Below are 16,955 nucleotides of genomic sequence, written 5' to 3'. Positions count from 1 at the left end.
TCGGCCGCGCGGACTCACCGCAACCAGGACCTCCCGAGCACCGTGCGGGAGCCCTCCATCACGGGGCGGGCGACGACGGACCCACTGTTCCCGCGTCCACGGCAGGCGCGTCCACGGTCACACCGGCGTCCTCCACCGTGCCCGCATCCGGAGCCACGGCCGCAGGCACCACGGACTTCCCCGACGGCACCACCACGTCCCACGCCGGCTTCGCGGCCCCCAGCACCGCCTCCTGCGTGGTGCCCGGCGCCACCAGCAGGTCCACCACCGGCGACTGCGACGGGTCTCCCTTGCGCCCGCCACCGAAGCGGTCGTTGTACGGCTCCCCCGCCATGATGCCCATGGCCATCAGCCGCTGGTTCGCGGACGTGTCCCCGCCGAACATCCCGCCCAGTGACACGCGCCGCTCGATGGTCGCGCCCGTCACCGCCACGCCGTAGCCCCAGTCCGCGCTCGCATGCGCGCCGAGGAAGCGGTCCGGCACCTGGAACATCACCGTGCGCCCGCTCACCTGGATGACCGTGGGGAAGAACACCCGCGCCTCCAGCTCCTGCTCCGTGGCTGCGTTCAGCTCCGACTCCACCTTGCCGCCAATCCCGCCCGACTTCTTCTCGTAGTCCTCCAGCGCCACCTGCCGCCAGGTCTTGCGCAGCGCCTCGCGCGCCTCGTACGGACGCGGCGTCAGCACCACCGCCTTCTCCCACCCCGACTCCGCCGCCAGCGTGAGCCCGCGCCCCGGCAGCGTGTCCGTGCGGCCGGAGCCCGGCTTGCGGTCCTGGTCCACGTACAGGTCCACGTTGAACGTGTAGAAGCCGTGCCGCGCGCGCTCCGCGACCGTCGCGCCCTCCAGGTCCACCGACTGCGCGCGCGAGGGCCTCGCGATGGGGTGCGCGAACGTCACCTCGAACCGCGTCGCCTCGCCGTCCGCGAACGCCGCCACCGACACCACGTCCAGGTCGCCCCGTCCCAGGTCCGTCCGGCGCGGATACACCAGCTCGCCGTCGCCGTGGTCGTCCCCCACCGGATCCGTCAGCCGGAACAGCAGCGCGTCCTCGCGCGTCTTTCCGCCGGAACACGCGGCCAGGGAGGAAGCGAGCAGGAGCGCGGACACGCGGGGACGCACGAACATGGAGGGGCACCTCATGCACGAAGAGAAGGCCCGTCAGGTGTATCGCGCGGTGCCCCAAACGCAAGGAGCCCGGAGTGCCTGTCACTCGCGTCCGGTCTAGGATTCAGGCATGGGTCCGAGTCAATTGCTCGTCGGCATTTCCTTCCCAGGAGAGCTCCCCAGTAACGAGGCGATTGTCTCGGAGCTGGAGAAGATCACCCAAGCCCGCGTTTCCGCGGAGCGAAACGCTCTTTTTACTCCTTATTCTCCGGACGTGGCTGGAGCCGTCTTCAGCCTGATCGGGACAAGCGATGGCGCTTCCGTCGACAACTATCTGTCTCCCAGCGAGTTCCTCGTCGAGACAGACAATCCGCCCACCTACTTCCAATGGGCCGTGGTCCTGGCACTCCAGCGCCTGGGAGGAACGTCCACGAATGAGCCCCCGGCCTACGCAAGCAAGCCGCTGAGTGCCATCCGCTGGTGGCATACCTCGCCCTTCCTGCAGCGCTGGTGGCGTCGCCGCTGAAACCCCAAACGCAAGGAGCCCGGAGTGCCTGTCACAGGCGCCCCGGGCTCCCACTGCGTCAACCCCGTGCCCCGCCCGAAGCGGAGCGCGCGGTGACTAGAACTGCGCCTTCATGAACGCCTTGACGCGCATCTGCTCGAAGTTGCGCTCTTCCAGGCTGTTCCAGCCGCCGTTGCGGTTGGTGAAGCCGCGCGAACCCACCGCCACGCCGTGGTCGGCCGCGATGGTGTCGTCCGCGTACTGCACCACGAAGCCGTCGCCGAAGTCAGGACGGAAGGAGCCGAACGCGTACTGGCCCTCCAGACCGAACTCCACGCCGGACAGGATGTAGCGCGCCTTCACCAGCACCTGGTTCTTGTTGTGCTTGCCGGACGCCATCTCGTGGTTGTTGTACGCCTGGAACGCCGTGTTGCCGTCCAGCAGGTCCGCGAAGAACTTGGAGTAGCTCGCGGACACGTACAGGTCGTCCGTGAACTGGTAGCCCGCGCCGGCCGTGAACGTCGTGTAGTCCAGCAGGCGGTCGTCATCCGCGAGGTTGTCGAACGGCTTGAACTGGTAGCCCGTGTCGCCCTGGCTGTTCGTGATGACGCTCGGGTTGCTGTAGATGCCGGAGGTGCTGTTGCCGGCGCTGTACTCGTTGACGAGCGTGTTGTCGCACGCCACGCCGCCACCCGCGCACGCGCCGGACTGGAACGGCAGGAAGCGCGGGTCGTTCATGCGCTTGTCCGTCTCGTGGATGTACTTGAACTTGCCGAACACATCGATGCCCTTGAGCACATCCACCACGTACTTGGCGCGCAGCGCGACCAGGTGCGTCTTCTTGTCCTGGAAGGGCTGGTAGGCCGTGCGGTAGTTGTGGCCCACGCCGGAGTCCAGCTCCGTGCCGGGGTACGTGGTGTTGTTCAGCGACTCCTGGTCGTTGCCGTAGGCCTGCCAGTTGGTGTTGTAGGTGATGAAGGAATACTCACCGCCCAGCTCCAGCGCGCCGTTGGTGTAGACCGGGTTCGCCGTCACGCCCTTCCAACCGATGGCCGTCTCCGCCATGGGCTCGTCGAAGTCCGTGAAGTCGTTGTCCACGTTGATGGTCGCGACCTGCTGGGCCTCGCTCGTCCAACCGCCGTAGCCGATGCGGGTGGGGTTGCCCTTGTAGATGCCGTAGGACGCGTTGGACGGACCGGGGAACGCGAAGCTGCCGTCGTGACCTTCCGTGAGCAGCACGTCCGCCTCGCGGCGGCTGGCCATCACCGCCACGTAGTCCGCGCCGATGCTGAACAGCTGGAAGTTGAACGACAGGCCCACGTCCAGCGGGTCGTTGAGGGACGCGTTCAGCATGTACGTCTGGTCGGAGTGGTGACCCGCCAGCACCGCGCTGTAGCCGCCGATGCCGCCGAAGTTCGCCGGCGACAGCACGGGGTCCGCGTTGGAGTACGACGTGTACGCGGCGCCGCGCACGTCCAGCCACGAGCCCATGTGCAGGCCGGCCTTGATGCCGCCCACGCCGTTGCGGTAGCGCGGCGTCAGGTCGCGGCCGTCGTCGACGTTCGTGTCCTCGACATTCACTTCCTGGTCGTTCGCGTACTGGAAGATGCCGCCCACGTCGAACATCTCGGAGGCGGTGTACTTCGCCTGGAAGCCGTACGCCGCGTCACGCGCGTGGAAGGCGCCCGTGCTGAAGTTCGGGCCGGCCCACAAGCGGGGCAGCGAGATGCGCGCCGCGTCCCACGTGAGCTTCCGGTCGAAGTTGGAGCCCTGCAGCATGATGGCCGCCGCGTTGTCGCGGTCGATGTAACGGACGCGGCCGATGACGAACGGGTCGAACTGGCCCAGGTCCGTCGCGCCGATGAGCGCTGAGTCGATGAGGTAGCCCGGACGCAGCGTCACGGACATGCCACGCAGCTTGATGTACTGGTTGGAGCGCGGATCAAACTCGCCGCAGTCGCCCGCGGTGCAGTTCGTCGGCGGGTTGCGGCCACCGAAGCCGCCGAAGTTCGTCCAGAAGTTCTGGTTGAAGCGGCTGTGGATGCGGCCGTTGACCTCCACCTGCGGGGAGATCTTCGCGTTCAGCAGGAGCTCCAGCTCCGTGCCGATGCCGTTGTCGCCGTAGCCCTCACCGGGCACGGTCGTGAAGTTGTACATGGCGCCCTGGTCACGCTGCGTGCCCCAGAGGTACTTCGTATAGGTCGTGCCACCAATGGTGAGCTTGGGGCCGCTGTCCTGCGCCATGGCCGCCCCGGGAATGAGGCCGACCGCAACGGTGAGCGCACACGCTCCCCGCACCACGTTCTTGCGATTCTTCATGATGTCCGGAAAACCCTTCTCGAAAGCTTTGAACCAGAGGGGGGTCATCCCCTCTCCCGGGCCGCCGCGGGGTCACCACGGCAGCCCTCCCCGTGTTGCATCAAACCTTGAAACGGACTGTTTTGAACAGTCCACCGCCGACTACTTCGTCGGCGTGGCCGTCGTCGGCGCCGGAGCGACCGTCGTTCCAGCCGGAGCGGCCGGCGTGGGCGCCGGGGCCGGGGCCGGAGCCGCGGGGGCCGGAGCCGGAGCGGCCGGAGCCTGGGCCGGGGCCGCCGCCGCCGCGCCACCCTGCGCCGCCGGGCGCTTCGGGCCGGAGACCATCTTCAGCGTGGCCTTCTTCGTGGCGGAACCGTCACCCGCGCACTCGTAGGCGAGCATGTCGTACTGGGCCTTGATTTCAGAGCTGTCGCCCTTGCCCTGACCCGCGAGCACGTCAATCACGTGCGGGTCGCAGTTGAAGTCGGAGCCGCCGCCGAAGCGGTGCTGGCCCTCGTACTCGTTCACGCGGCGCGTGAGCAGGTCGTTGTCCGCGGGGAAGCCCTCGTTGGACTGCATCACGACCTGGTAGCCCCAGGTGGAGGGGTCACCAGCGCCCAGGTCGGCGTTCATGATGGTGGCGGTGATCTTGTTGCCGGAGGCGCGCACCTTGGTGGGCACCACGACGGCGCCCTTCATCGCGCCGGCCTTGTTGTTGGCCTCCGCGCGCACGCGCGAGGAGCCCTGCGGGGAGATGATGATGACCTTGTCCCAGGCGTCTTCCGGCGCGAAGGACACGTTGAGGCCCGGGGGGCTCTCCGTGAAGCCGCTGCCGGCCTTGTGGTCCGTGTCGATGAAGATGAAGACCTCCTGCACGGAGAAGCCGTCCGCCATCTTCCAGGGGTTCTCCAGCGACGCCTTCATCTGGATGGTGATGTCGGACTTGTTGCTGCCCGGCTCCAGCGTGAAGCCCGTCAGGTCGAACGAGCCCGGCTTGTACACGGGGTCCGTCGGGTAGGTGTACTTGCCCGGGCCCTTGTCGTCGCCGGTGGGGTCCTTGAACGACACCTTGTCGGCCGCCAGGGCCGGCGCCGCGGACAGGGAAGCGGCCAGGGTGAGCACTGCGATGCGGGGGTTGATCATGGGGGTGTTTGCTCCTTGCAACGACAGACGAAAGGACTGCGAAGAACGACCGGGGACTAACCCTTCACGCCACCGGCGGTGAGCCCGGAGACGAGGTACTTCTGCAGGAAGAGGAAGAGGAACACGACGGGCACGGACACGATGATGGAGCCGGCCGCGAAGTAGCCCCACTGCTGGCTGAAGCCGCCCACGAAGAAGCGCAGGCCCACCGGCGCCGTGTACATGGCTTCCTGGTCCATGAACGTCGCCGCGAGGATGAACTCGTTCCACGCCGTCATGAAGCTGAACAGCGCCGTCACCGCCACCGCCGGCTTCGCGAGCGGCAGGATGATGCTCCAGAAGATGCGCCCCGGGGACGCGCCGTCCATCAGCGCCGCCTCCTCCAGGTCCTTGGGGATGGTGTCGAAGTAGCCCTTGAGCATCCACACGCTGAACGGGATGGACGTGGTGGCGTACACGATGATGAGACCCAGCCGGCTGCTGCCCAGGCCCAGCCACTGCACCAGGATGATGTAGAGGGGGATCAGCATCAGCGTGCCCGGGAACATCTGGGACACGAGGAACGCCATCATGCCCGTGCGCTGGCCAGGGAACTTGAAGCGGCTGAAGGCATACGCCGCCGTGCACGCCATGAAGACGCCCAGCACCGTGGTGCCAATGGCCACGATGGCGCTGTTGAGCATCCACTTCGCGAACGGCTGATCCGACATCACCGACACGAAGTTGGAGACGCTGAAGCTCTCCGGCCACGGCGTCACCGCGCGCAGCCGGTCCCAGAAGGTGGGGTTCTCCGGCAGCGTGGCGATGGCCAGGCTCTGCTTGCCGGAGAAGGCCAGGCTCACCACCCAGAGGATGGGGTAGATGGTGAAGAGGGTGAAGGCGATGAGCACCGCGTGCAGCGGCAGGTGCGGGATGCCTTCGCGACGTTCAGAGAAGAGCGCCATGGGGTTTACGCGGCCTCCGTGGCGCGGCTCATGCGGTTCTGCACCATGCTGTAGAGCAGCAGGATGCCGAAGATGACGGTGGAGTACGCCGCCGCGTAGCCGTGGCGGTAGCGCTCGAAGGCGAACTTGTACGCCTGGGTGACGAGGATTTCCGTGGAGCCGCCCGGGTCGCCGCCCGTCACCAGGAAGATGATGTTGAACATGTTGAAGGTCCACACCACCGACAGGATGACCGCGGGCACCAGCGCGGGCTTCAGCGCGGGCAGCGTGATGGCGGTGAACTGCTGCCACCGGTTGGCGCCGTCCACGCGCGCCGCTTCGTAGAGCTCCCCCGGGATGGACTGGAGCGCACCCAGCGACACCACCATCATGAACGGGAAGGACAGCCAGCCGTTGGTGGCCAGCGCCGTGAAGAACGACGTGAACGGCGAGTCGAACCACGCCAGGCCCTCGCCACCGAACATCCGGATGACGTGGTTCACCACGCCGAACTGCTGGTGGAACATGCCCTTCCAGATGAGCGCGGTGATGTAGTTGGGCATGGCCCACGGCAGGATGAGCAGCACGCGGTACACCGGCCGCATCCGCAAGTTGGGCACGTTGAGCGCCAGCGCGAGCAGCAGGCCCACCGTCACGCCGATGGTGACGTTCGTCACCGTCCACACGATGGTGAAGAGCAGCGTGTAGTAGAAGTTGAGGTAGTTGAAGACCAGCGAGCCGTCCGCCGCCGTCTTCGCGAAGCTGAAGTCGCCCAGGATGTCGACGTAGTTGCGGAAGCCCACCCACAGCTCCGACAGCGGCTGGCTGCTGTTGTAGAGGTTGGCGTCCGTGAACGACAGCGTGATGCCGTAGGCGAAGGGGAAGAACACCAGCACCACCATGCCCACCATGGCGGGCGTGATGTACGCGTACGCCTGCCGGTACTCCACCATCGTGCGCACCACCTGGTGCAGCCCGCCCAGGCCGATGAACAGCAGCACCGCCAGGCCCACCACGCCCAGCGCGCCCAGCGCCTTGGTCGCGTTGCCGCGCACCTGCGCACCCGCCGCCGCCAGCTTGTCCGCGTCCGGCGCGCCGGAGTCCGTCAGCCGCCCCAGCGGCCGGCGCATCATGTCCGCGTCCCACGCGCCGGGCTTCAGCGCGGGGTCCGCCTTCAGGGTGTTGGCGGTGATGAGCGCCTGCGCCTTCTCCCCTCGCGTGCGCAGCTCCGCGCTGACCGCGTTCTCCGTCTCCCGCAGCTCCGCGTCCAGCGCGCGCAGCGAGTACACGGTGTAGCCACCCAGGCCCGCCAGGAACAGCGCCGCCGCCACCGCCACGCGCACGCCCTGGCGCGACAGCACGAACACCGCGGCCGCGCACGCCGCCAGCGGCAGCAGGAAGGCCAGCAGCACCGGCGTCCACGAGGGCGCCTCCGCGTTCACCACCGCCGGGGTGAGGGACTCCACGGAGCCCACCACCTGACCGTCCACCTCCACGGGCGCGGACAGGAGGCGGCTGGCGCCCGCGTCGAGCAGCTCCGACTCCACCTCCGGCTTGCGCGCCCCACCCTCCTCGCGGTTCGTCTCCACCGCGGCGCGCAGGCGCTGGCCGCGGTCGTACAGCGGCTTCTCGTCGCGGGACAGCTTGCGCGGCGCCGCCTTCTCTCCGGTGTCCTGCGGGAAGGCGGACGCCTCCAGCCGGATGCCGCTGAAGGCGATGACGCGCACCGCGCTGCCCGGCATGCCGGGCCAGCCCGCCACCACGGCACGCACGGCGTCGCCCGTGCCTCCCGCGCGCTGCACCAGGTCCGCCAGCCCCAGCAGGGACACGGCGGCGGTGCGCTGCTCACGCTCCGCCGCGCGCTCCTGGTTGGCGCGCGCCAGCAGGCCGTGCGCCAGGAACAGGGACACGCCCAGCGCCAGGGCGAGCCCCACCAGCACGCGCCCCCGATAGCCCCCCGCACGGCCGGCGGGCCCCGCGGTCGAGGGGTCCGGCGCGGGATGGCTCGAGGAGACGCGGACCGGAGTACCGGCCGCGGAAGGAGGCTGCTGGGGGGCGTTCTGGCTCACTTCAGGTCCTCACTTACTTCTTGCGCAGGCCGGCGACGTCCTTCGCCACGCTCTTCTGGGCCGCGTCCAGCGCCGCCTTGGGGGTGGCGGTGTTCTTGAACACGGTGTTCATCGCGCTGGTGGCGGGGGTCCAGACCATGGACATCTCCGGCAGGTTGGGCATGGGCACCGCCACGTCCACCTGGGCCTTCATCGCCTTGAGCAGCGGATCCGCGGCCACCTTCGCGTCCTGGTACACCGCCGTGTTGGAGGGGCTCTGGCGGCCCTCCAGGGCCAGCGTCTTGCCGGGGCCCGCGTCGGTGAGGAACTTGGCGAAGTCGTACGCCGCTTCCTTGTTCTTGGACGGGGCGGCCACGTACACGCCCTCCACCGTCATCCAGGGCTTCATCGGCGTGCCCTTGTTCTCATCCAGCGTGGGCAGCGTCGCCAGGCCGTACTCCACGTTCTTGGAGACCTCGCCCAGGAACCACGGGCCGGAGAACACCATCGCGGCCTTGCCCTCGTTGAAGAGCGAGGTGATGAGCGCGCTGGAGGGCTCCGCGGGGAGGATGCCGTCCTTGTTCTTCCACTTGAGGACCTGCTCCACCGACTTCACGTTGGCGGGCGAGTTCATCGTGGGGGCGCCCTTCGCGTCGAACACGCCACCGCCGAAGCCGTTCATCACCGCCGCGTGGTAGTAGAAGTCGTTGTACGCGTACGCCAGACCGAAGCGGCCCGCCTTCGCGTCGGTGAGCTTCTTGGCCATCGTCACCATCTCGCCGGACGTCTTGGGCGGCGTGGGGACCAGCTTCTTGTTGTAGATGAGCGTGATGACCTTGTAGTTCAGCGGCAGGCCGTAGGTCGTCCCCCGGTAGGTCATCGCCTCCATCGTCGTGGGGATGAAGCGCTTCTTCGTGGCGTCATCCAGGAAGAAGTCGATGGGCTCCACCGTGTTGCCCGCTTCAATCCAGCCGCCCAGGCGGTCCTGCGCGAAGATGAAGAGGTCCGGGCCCTTGCCGCGCGGCACGGTGGCGCTGATCTTGTCCGCGTAGGCGTCGTAGGGCACCGCCAGCGTGGTGACCTTGACCTTGCCCTCGTTGGCCTTGTTGTACTCGGCGACCACCTTCTCCAGCGCGGCCTTCTCCTCCGCGCGGTAGGCGTGCCAGAGCACCAGCTCCGTGGCGGCGAAGGACGGGACGGGCAACAGGCCGACTGCGCACAGACAGAGGGCCGCGAGCAACGTTCGCAGGTGCGTCATTGAGAAAATCCTCCGGGATATCAAACGGACAGCCGCAGCTCGGATTCAGCGTCGAAGAGGTGCAGGGACTCCAGCTCCACCGTCACGGGCACGGCGACGCCGGGCTCCGGGGTGGCCTGGGGCGGCAGGCGGAAGACCAGCGGGTTGTCTCCCAGGCGGGCGTGCACGATGAGCTCGTTGCCCAGCGGCTCCACCAGCTCCACGCGCGTCTCCACGGGCGAGGACTCGCCGCGCGCCGTGGCGCCCGCGGGCAGGATGTTGTCCGGACGCAGGCCCACCTTCACCTTGCGGCCGCCCTTGCCTGCCGTCGCCGCGCGCAGCTTCTGCGGCACGGGCAGCTTGAAGCCGTCACCGGACAGCGACGTGCCGTCCGCGTCCAGCGTGGCGGCGAGCATGTTGATGGGCGGCGTGCCGATGAACTGCGCCACGAACACGTTGACCGGCTTCTCGTAGACTTCCAGCGGGGTGCCCAGCTGCTGGAGCTTGCCGTCCTTCATCACCGCGATGCGGTGGCCCATCGTCATCGCTTCAATCTGGTCGTGCGTGACGTAGACGGACGTGACCTGGAGCCGGTGCTGCAGCTTCTTGATCTCCGAGCGCATCTGCACGCGCAGCTTCGCGTCCAGGTTGGAGAGCGGCTCGTCGAAGAGGAACACCGCCGGCTTGCGCACGATGGCGCGGCCCAGGGCCACGCGCTGGCGCTGGCCGCCGGACAGCGCCTTGGGCTTGCGGTCCAGCAGGTGCGTGATGCCCAGGATCTCCGCCGCCTCGTCCACCAGCTTGTCCATCTCCGGCTTGGGCGTCTTGCGGATCTTGAGGCCGAACTCCAGGTTCTGCCGCACGGACATGTGCGGGTAGAGCGCGTAGTTCTGGAACACCATGGAGACGTCGCGGTCCTTCGGCGGCAGCGCGTTCACCGCGCGCTCACCGATGGAGATGGTGCCTCCCGAAATCTCCTCCAGGCCGGCGATCATCCGGAGCGCCGTGGACTTGCCGCACCCGGACGGCCCCACGAGGACCATGAACTCATGGTCGCGGATATCGAGGTTGAGCCCCTCGATGACCGACACGTCTCCGTACCGCTTCGCCACGTCCTTGAACGACACGCCGGCCATCAGGCCCTCCAGCAAGAGCCCCGCTCGCGCCGGTGACAACAGCACGTCCGGGTCAGGTTCTGCGCATGCTCCGCCGGGTGCCTCACGGCACGCGTCCGAGGATGCGCGCGGACAGCGGCGGCAGCGCCAGGTCCAGCGTGGCGCCCGCCTTCGTCCGCCCTCCGTTCAGCAGGTCCTCTACCTCGCCGACGCCCGTCCACGCTTCCGGCCACGGCACCGACGCCGTGCCCTTCGTCTTGCCGCGGTTCACCGCCACCACCACCGTGTCGCCCGACGCTTCGTCCCGCCGCTGGAAGACATACACATCGCCTTCCGTGGAGAGCGGCGCGTGCACGCCCCGAGACAGGGCCGGGTGCGCGCGGCGGATGGCGATGAGGCGCTTGTAATACTCGCGCAGGGAGTCGTCGCGTTTCTTTCCCGCGCCCGGCTTCACCGCCTGCTTGCCCCACGGCATGTCGTCGCGGTTCTGCGGCCAGTCCCCGCCGGGCCGGGCCACTTCCTCGCCGTAGTAGATGACGGGGATGCCGGCCGTCGTGAGCTGCAGCGTGGCGGCCAGGCGGAAGAGGTGCACGTTGCCCTGGAGCTGGTGCAGCGCCCCGTCCACGTCGTGCGACGACAGGAAGTGCGCCAGGTGGTGCCCTGGCGTCACCTTCGCGCGCGACTGGAGATAGCGGTCGAACGCCACCGTGCGGCCGCGGCCCTGGATGAAGCCCAGCGTGTTGCCCTGGAAGGCGAAGTCGAACCCGGCGTCCATCTCATCCGGGGTGAAGTACGGCGCCAGCCCCTCCACGTCGCCGCCCCACAGCTCGCCCAGCAGGAAGAAGTCCGGGGAGATCTCCGCGCGCGTGCGGCGGCGGTGCTCCTTCCAGAAGTCGTGGGACACGTGCTTCACGGTGTCCAGACGGAAGCCGTCCACGCCGGAGCGCTTCGCCCAGTCGATCTGCGCGTCCAGCAGGTACTTCGCCACCTCCGGCCGCTCCGTCTTGAAGTCCGGCAGGCCCGCCACGCACGACGTCAGGTCATCCGAACCGCAGGTGCCCTTGTCCTCCGAGCGCAGCCAGTCCGGGTGGTCCTTCAGGTAGCGCGAGTTGTAGCCCGGGTGGTTGTAGACGACGTCCAGCAGCACGCGGATGCCGCGCGCGTGCGCCGCGTCCACCAGCGCCTTGAAGTCCGCCTCCGTGCCGAAGCGCGGATCCAACGCGTGGAAGTCGTCCGCCCAGTAGCCGTGGTAGCCCCAGTCCGGGAAGCCGGAGCCGGTCACGAAGCCGGGGATCTGCTGGAGCAGCGGCGTCACCCACAGCGCCGTCACGCCCAGCGACGACAGCTCCTCCAGGTTCGCGGTGAGCCCCTTCAGGTCGCCACCGTGGAAGGTGCCCGGCGCCTTCACGTCGCCCTTCTCGTTGTTGGAGGGGTCGCCGTCCGCGAACCGGTCCACCACCACGAAGTACAGCACCTCGTCCGCCCAGGGCCGCGCGGGCTCCTTCTTCGCCGGAGCCGGGGCCACCGGAGCGGCCTCCTTCACGGGTTCAGGGGCGGGGGCCGCGGGAGCCGACGGCGCGGGCGCGGCGGGCTGCGTCGCGGCGGCCTCCGGCGCGGGTTGCGTCGGCGTGGGGGCCGTGGCGCACCCCGCCAGACACAAGGCGACAAGGCCCTGGAACATCGGGCGCCACCGACCGCGGTGGGAGACAGCGTTCGGTTGTGGGCAGGGGATGCGTGGGGACATCTGGGCGCGGCACTGTATCCAACAGTCTGGAAAGGGGTGAAGGGGCGTCGGAACAATCGGCTGATGCCGCAACGCGGCATGTCCCGGATGTCTTCCTCTGCACATCCGTGTGACGCATGGCGCGAGCGGACTCAACGGAGCGCGCGGTTCCTGCCGCACCGCGTCTCGTTTTCGGGGCCCTTTCCCATCCGACGTCACGGGGTGGATCCTCCGGCTCCAACGCGGATCATCCAGAGGGTCACGTAAACCGTGAAAACGGCCTGGGATCACCCGTGACAGGAGCGGCTGCTACCGTGCCCGGGATTTACACCCCCCCTGGAGGTTTCCCCTGAGAGTTCCATTCGCAGTTCCCCGCATGACGCGCGCGCTCGCGTTCAGCGGGCTCTTCGCCGCGCTGCTTCCCATGTCGTCCCTGGCGGCGCCCACGTCGGTGACGGTCGTGGGCGACCTGCAGAGCGAGGCCGGCTGTGCCTCGGACAACGACCCCACCTGTGCGCAGACGGCGCTGACGTACGACGCGGCGGACGACAAGTGGCAGGGCTCGTTCAACGTGCCGGTGGGCACCTGGCACTTCAAGGTCGCGCTGGACGGCTCGCTGTCACAGACGCACGGCGGCCCCGGCGGCGCGGACGTGGTGCTGAACCAGACGGCGGCGGGCGCGGTGAAGTTCTACTTCGACGCGACCTCGCTGTACGTGACGAGCAACCGCTCCGGCACCATCGCCACGGTGGCGGGCTCGTTCCAGAGCGAGCTGGGCTGTCCGGGTGACTGGCAGCCGGACTGCCTGCGCTCGATGATGCAGGACCCGGACGGTGACGGCATCTACACCTTCACCACGAAGGCGCTGCCCGCGGGCAACTACGAGTGCAAGGTCGCGCTCGACGAGAACTGGACCACCGCCTACCCGGGCAGCAACGCGGCCTTCGCGGTGGAGACGGACAACCAGGAGATGATCATCAGCTTCGACTCCGGCGCCTCCAAGAAGGTGACCATCCGCGCGGCGGGCGCCCCGGCGGGCAACCTGCTGCTGGCGCGGGCGCGGTGGATTTCGCGCGACACGCTGGTGTGGAGCCCGGAGGTTCCGGCCCCGGCGGGCACGGTGTTCAAGCTGCACACCGCGCCCACGGGCGGCATGACGCTGAACAGCACCGGCGTGCAGGGCGGCACCGCGGTGACGCTGACGGTGGACCCCGCGGGGCTCACCGCCGCGCAGGCGCTGCGCTTCCCCAACCTCATGGGCCGCACGGTGCTGAAGCTGGCACAGGCGGACGTGGCCAACGCGGCCACGTGGCTCAAGGGCCAGGTGGCCGTGTCCGCGACCAACGCGGAGGGCGTGATGCTGGACGCCACCAGCGCGCAGCTCGCGGGCGTGCTGGACGACCTGGACACGTATGACGGCCCGCTGGGCGCGACGTTCGCGGACGGCATCCCCACGCTGCGCCTGTGGGCTCCCACGGCGAAGAGCGTGAACGTGCTGCTCTTCGCGGACGGCAGCCCCACGTCCACCTTTACCCGCGTGCCCATGACGGCCGGCGCCCAGGGCGTCTGGAGCGCGACGGGCGACGCGACGTGGAAGAACCGCTACTTCCTCTACGAGGTGGAGGTCTACGCCCGCAAGGAGGGCAAGGTCGTCACCAACCGCGTCACCGACCCCTACTCCGTGGCCCTCTCCACCAACAGCGAGCTGAGCCAGATTGTCGACCTGGCGGACCCGGCGCTCGCGCCGCAGGGCTGGAGCACGCTGGCGAAGCCCGCGCTGGAGGCCCCGGAGGACATCGTCCTCTACGAGCTGCACGCGCGCGACTTCAGCATCAACGACCTGACGGTGCCGGAGAACGAGCGCGGCACGTTCAAGGCGTTCACGCGGGACTCGGATGGCATGAAGCACCTGACCCGACTGGCGAAGGCGGGCCTCACGCACGTGCACCTGCTGCCGGTGTTCGACATCGCGACCATCAACGAGGACCGCGCGGCGCAGCAGCACCCCCAGGGCGACCTGGTGTCGCTGCCGCCGGACTCCGACAAGCAGCAGGCGGCGGTGAAGGCCGTGGCGGACCTGGACGGCTTCAACTGGGGCTATGACCCGTACCACTACACGGTGCCGGAGGGCAGCTACTCCACCAACGCGCAGGGCACGACGCGCACGGTGGAGTTCCGGGAGATGGTGCAGTCGCTCAACCAGCACGGCCTGCGCGTGGTGATGGACGTGGTCTACAACCACACCAACTCCTCCGGGCAGGACGCCAAGAGCGTGCTGGACCGCATCGTCCCGGGCTACTACCACCGCCTCAGCGACGACGGGAACGTGGAGACGAGCAGCTGCTGCCAGAACACCGCGTCCGAGAACGCGATGATGGAGAAGCTGCTCATCGACTCCGTGGTGACGTGGGCCAGGGCGTACAAGGTGGACGGCTTCCGCTTCGACCTGATGGGCCACCACATGAAGTCCAACATGGTGAAGCTGCGCGCCACGCTGGACGCGCTCACCGTGGAGAAGGACGGCGTGGACGGCAAGGCCATCTACGTCTACGGCGAGGGCTGGGACTTCGGCGAAGTGCAGAACAACGCGCGCGGCATCAACGCCACGCAGGCCAACATGGCGGGGACGGGCATCGGCACGTTCAACGACCGCCTGCGCGACGGTGCTCGCGGCGGTGGCCCCTTCAGCGGCTTGCAGGAGCAGGGCTTCATCAGCGGCCTGCTGTCCGACCCGAACGGCACGGACCAGGGCACGGAGGCCGCGCAGAAGGACAAGCTCCTGCGCTACAGCGATTGGATCCGCGTGGGCCTCGCCGGCAACCTGAAGGACTACTCGCTGGTGGACCGCACCGGCAAGACCGTCACGGGTGAAGGCGTGGACTACAACGGCGCCAAGGCCGGCTACACGCTGGACCCGCAGGAGGTCATCACCTACGTCTCCGCGCACGACAACGAGACGCTGTTCGACGCGGTTCAGCTGAAGGCGCGGCGCGACCTGTCCATGGCGGAGCGCGTGCGCATGCACAACCTGGGCATCGCGCTGGTGGCGCTGGGCCAGGGCATCCCGTTCTTCCACGCGGGCGATGAGCTCCTGCGCTCCAAGTCGCTGGACCGCAACAGCTTCAACTCCGGGGACTGGTTCAACAAGGTGGACTGGACCTACCAGTCCAACAACTGGGGCGTGGGCCTGCCCCCGGCCGCGGACAACCAGGGCAACTGGCCGCTCTTCGGGCCGCTGCTGGCGGACCCCGCGCTGAAGCCGGCGAACGCGGACATCCTCCGGGCGCGCGACCACTTCGAGGAGATGCTGACCATCCGCAAGAGCTCGCGGCTGTTCCGCCTGCGCACCGGTGACGAGGTGAAGCAGCTGGTGCACTTCGAGAACACCGGCCCGGACCAGATCCCGGGCCTCATCGTGATGGCCATGCAGGACCACGGCACGAACGCCGAGGGCAAGCGCGCCATCGTGCTGTTCAACGGCACGGACGACGCGCAGACGTTCAAGGCGGACGGGTACAAGTCCCTGAAGCTCAAGCTGCACCCGGCGCAGCAGGCGTCCACGGACCCGGTGGTGCGCACGTCCGCGTACGACAAGGCCACGGGCGGCTTCACGGTGCCGGCCCGCACCACCGCGGTGTTCGTCACCGACGACGCGATGGACCCGGATCCGAATCCGGATCCGCAGGACCCGGACGAGTCCGACGGCTGCAACTGCCAGAGCACGGTGCCCGGCCCGCTGGGCGCCACCAGCCTGCTGATGCTGTGCGGCCTGGCGCTGAAGCTGCGCCGCCGCCGGGCGTAGTCCCGGACGTCATCGGCTGGAAATGAAGCGGGCCCCGGATGCGAAGCGCGTCCGGGGCCCGTGGTGTTTCAAGGGGGGAAGACCTCAGGGGACGGTGAGGATCTCCGCGCCCGTGTCGGTGACGAGCAGGGTGTGCTCGAACTGGGCGCTGCGCAGGCCGTCCGCGGTGACGACGGTCCAGTCGTCGTTCCACGTGCGGTGGTCCCAGTGGCCCTGGTTGATCATCGGCTCCACGGTGAAGATCATCCCGGGCTGCATGATGGTATCGGCCTCGGGCTCGTAGTAGTGCGGCACCTGGAGCGCGGTGTGGAACGTCTCACCGATGCCGTGGCCGCAGTAGGCGCGCACGACGCTGGTGCCGTTCTTCACGGCGTGGGCCTCCACCGCGCGCCCGATGTCGCTGATGGGACGGCCGGGCTTCACGGCCGCGATGCCGATGTCCAGGCACTCCTTCGCGATCTGCACCAGGCGCTGGTGCTGCGGCTCCACGTTGCCCACCAGGTACGTGGCCGAGCAGTCGCCGTGGACGCCATCCAGGTAGATGGTGATGTCCAGGTTGACGATGTCGCCGTCCTCCAGCGCGCGGCTGTCGGGGATGCCGTGACAGATGACCTCGTTGACGGAGGTGCAAAGCGACTTGGGGAACTTGTGGTAGTTGAGCGTGCTGGGGTAGCCGCCGCGCTTGAGGTAGGCCTCGTGCGCGATGGCGTCCAGTTCGTCCGTGGTGATGCCCACGCGCACGTGCTGGGCGGTCTCCACCAGCACCTGGGCGGCGGCCTGGCAGGCGCGGCGCATGCGGGCGATGACGTCCGGCGACTTCACGTCCGGCTCGTTGCGCGAGCGCGAGGGACGGCCGGCCAGGGAGTCCGCGTAGTCCGGTCGGGCGATGGTGATGGGCACCACGCGGCGGGGGCTGACGATGCCGGGGCGGATGCCCTTGCGGCTGGCGTCGGGGCCCTTCTTGCGGGCCTCCACGGTGTCCGCGCCGCGGTGGCACTTCTTGTACTTGGAGCCACTGCCGCACCAGCAGGCGTCATTGGGCCCGGGGAGGAC

General features: G+C 68.6%; 11 protein-coding genes. 2 read left to right on the top strand and 9 right to left on the bottom strand.

Annotation, left to right across the window (positions count from 1 at the left end):
- Nucleotides 1-58: 58 nt before the first annotated feature.
- Nucleotides 59-1,129 (bottom strand): glucodextranase DOMON-like domain-containing protein, encoded by a 1,071-nt coding sequence (locus tag D7W79_RS11480; RefSeq protein ID WP_158616940.1) that lies wholly within the window; start codon nt 1,127-1,129, stop codon nt 59-61.
- Between the two features lie 109 nt (nt 1,130-1,238).
- Between D7W79_RS11480 and D7W79_RS43205 the strand changes: the two genes are divergently transcribed.
- Nucleotides 1,239-1,634 (top strand): hypothetical protein, encoded by a 396-nt coding sequence (locus tag D7W79_RS43205; protein WP_147441885.1) that lies wholly within the window; start codon nt 1,239-1,241, stop codon nt 1,632-1,634.
- A 96-nt stretch (nt 1,635-1,730) separates the two neighbouring features.
- On the opposite strand, the gene D7W79_RS11475 is transcribed toward D7W79_RS43205, so the two are convergent.
- From D7W79_RS11475 to D7W79_RS11445, 7 genes are all read right to left on the bottom strand, one after another.
- Entirely contained in the window at nt 1,731-3,932 is a 2,202-nt protein-coding gene (locus D7W79_RS11475; RefSeq protein WP_147441884.1) for a hypothetical protein, read from the bottom strand.
- 141 nt (nt 3,933-4,073) lie between these two features.
- Nucleotides 4,074-5,054, bottom strand: a complete 981-nt coding sequence (locus D7W79_RS11470; protein WP_120525405.1) for a glucodextranase DOMON-like domain-containing protein — start codon at nt 5,052-5,054, stop codon at nt 4,074-4,076.
- 56 nt (nt 5,055-5,110) lie between these two features.
- Entirely contained in the window at nt 5,111-5,998 is an 888-nt protein-coding gene (locus D7W79_RS11465; protein WP_120525404.1) for a sugar ABC transporter permease, read from the bottom strand.
- Nucleotides 5,999-6,003: 5 nt separating this feature from the next.
- Entirely contained in the window at nt 6,004-8,046 is a 2,043-nt protein-coding gene (locus tag D7W79_RS11460) for a carbohydrate ABC transporter permease (protein WP_120525403.1), read from the bottom strand.
- Between the two features lie 13 nt (nt 8,047-8,059).
- Nucleotides 8,060-9,283 (bottom strand): extracellular solute-binding protein, encoded by a 1,224-nt coding sequence (locus D7W79_RS11455; RefSeq protein WP_120525402.1) that lies wholly within the window; start codon nt 9,281-9,283, stop codon nt 8,060-8,062.
- A 20-nt stretch (nt 9,284-9,303) separates the two neighbouring features.
- Nucleotides 9,304-10,398, bottom strand: a complete 1,095-nt coding sequence (locus tag D7W79_RS11450; RefSeq protein WP_120525412.1) for an ABC transporter ATP-binding protein — start codon at nt 10,396-10,398, stop codon at nt 9,304-9,306.
- 82 nt (nt 10,399-10,480) lie between these two features.
- Nucleotides 10,481-12,058 (bottom strand): alpha-amylase family glycosyl hydrolase, encoded by a 1,578-nt coding sequence (locus tag D7W79_RS11445; RefSeq protein WP_120525401.1) that lies wholly within the window; start codon nt 12,056-12,058, stop codon nt 10,481-10,483.
- A gap of 418 nt (nt 12,059-12,476) precedes the next feature.
- On the opposite strand from D7W79_RS11445, the gene pulA reads away from it, so the two are divergent.
- A complete protein-coding gene (gene pulA, locus D7W79_RS11440; RefSeq protein ID WP_120525400.1) occupies nt 12,477-15,902 on the top strand; it encodes a pullulanase-type alpha-1,6-glucosidase in 3,426 nt (1,141 codons plus the stop codon).
- An 84-nt stretch (nt 15,903-15,986) separates the two neighbouring features.
- Here the strand turns inward: pulA and map are convergent.
- Nucleotides 15,987-16,955 (bottom strand): type I methionyl aminopeptidase (gene map / locus D7W79_RS11435; protein ID WP_120525399.1); only part of this gene is annotated, 969 nt, incomplete at its 5' end.

It is taken from the genome of Corallococcus exercitus, from assembly GCF_003611585.1.
Classification (GTDB): Bacteria; Myxococcota; Myxococcia; order Myxococcales; family Myxococcaceae; genus Corallococcus; species Corallococcus exercitus.
Note: the sequence above shows the minus strand (reverse complement) of the source record. Positions and strands in the feature narration are given on the sequence as shown.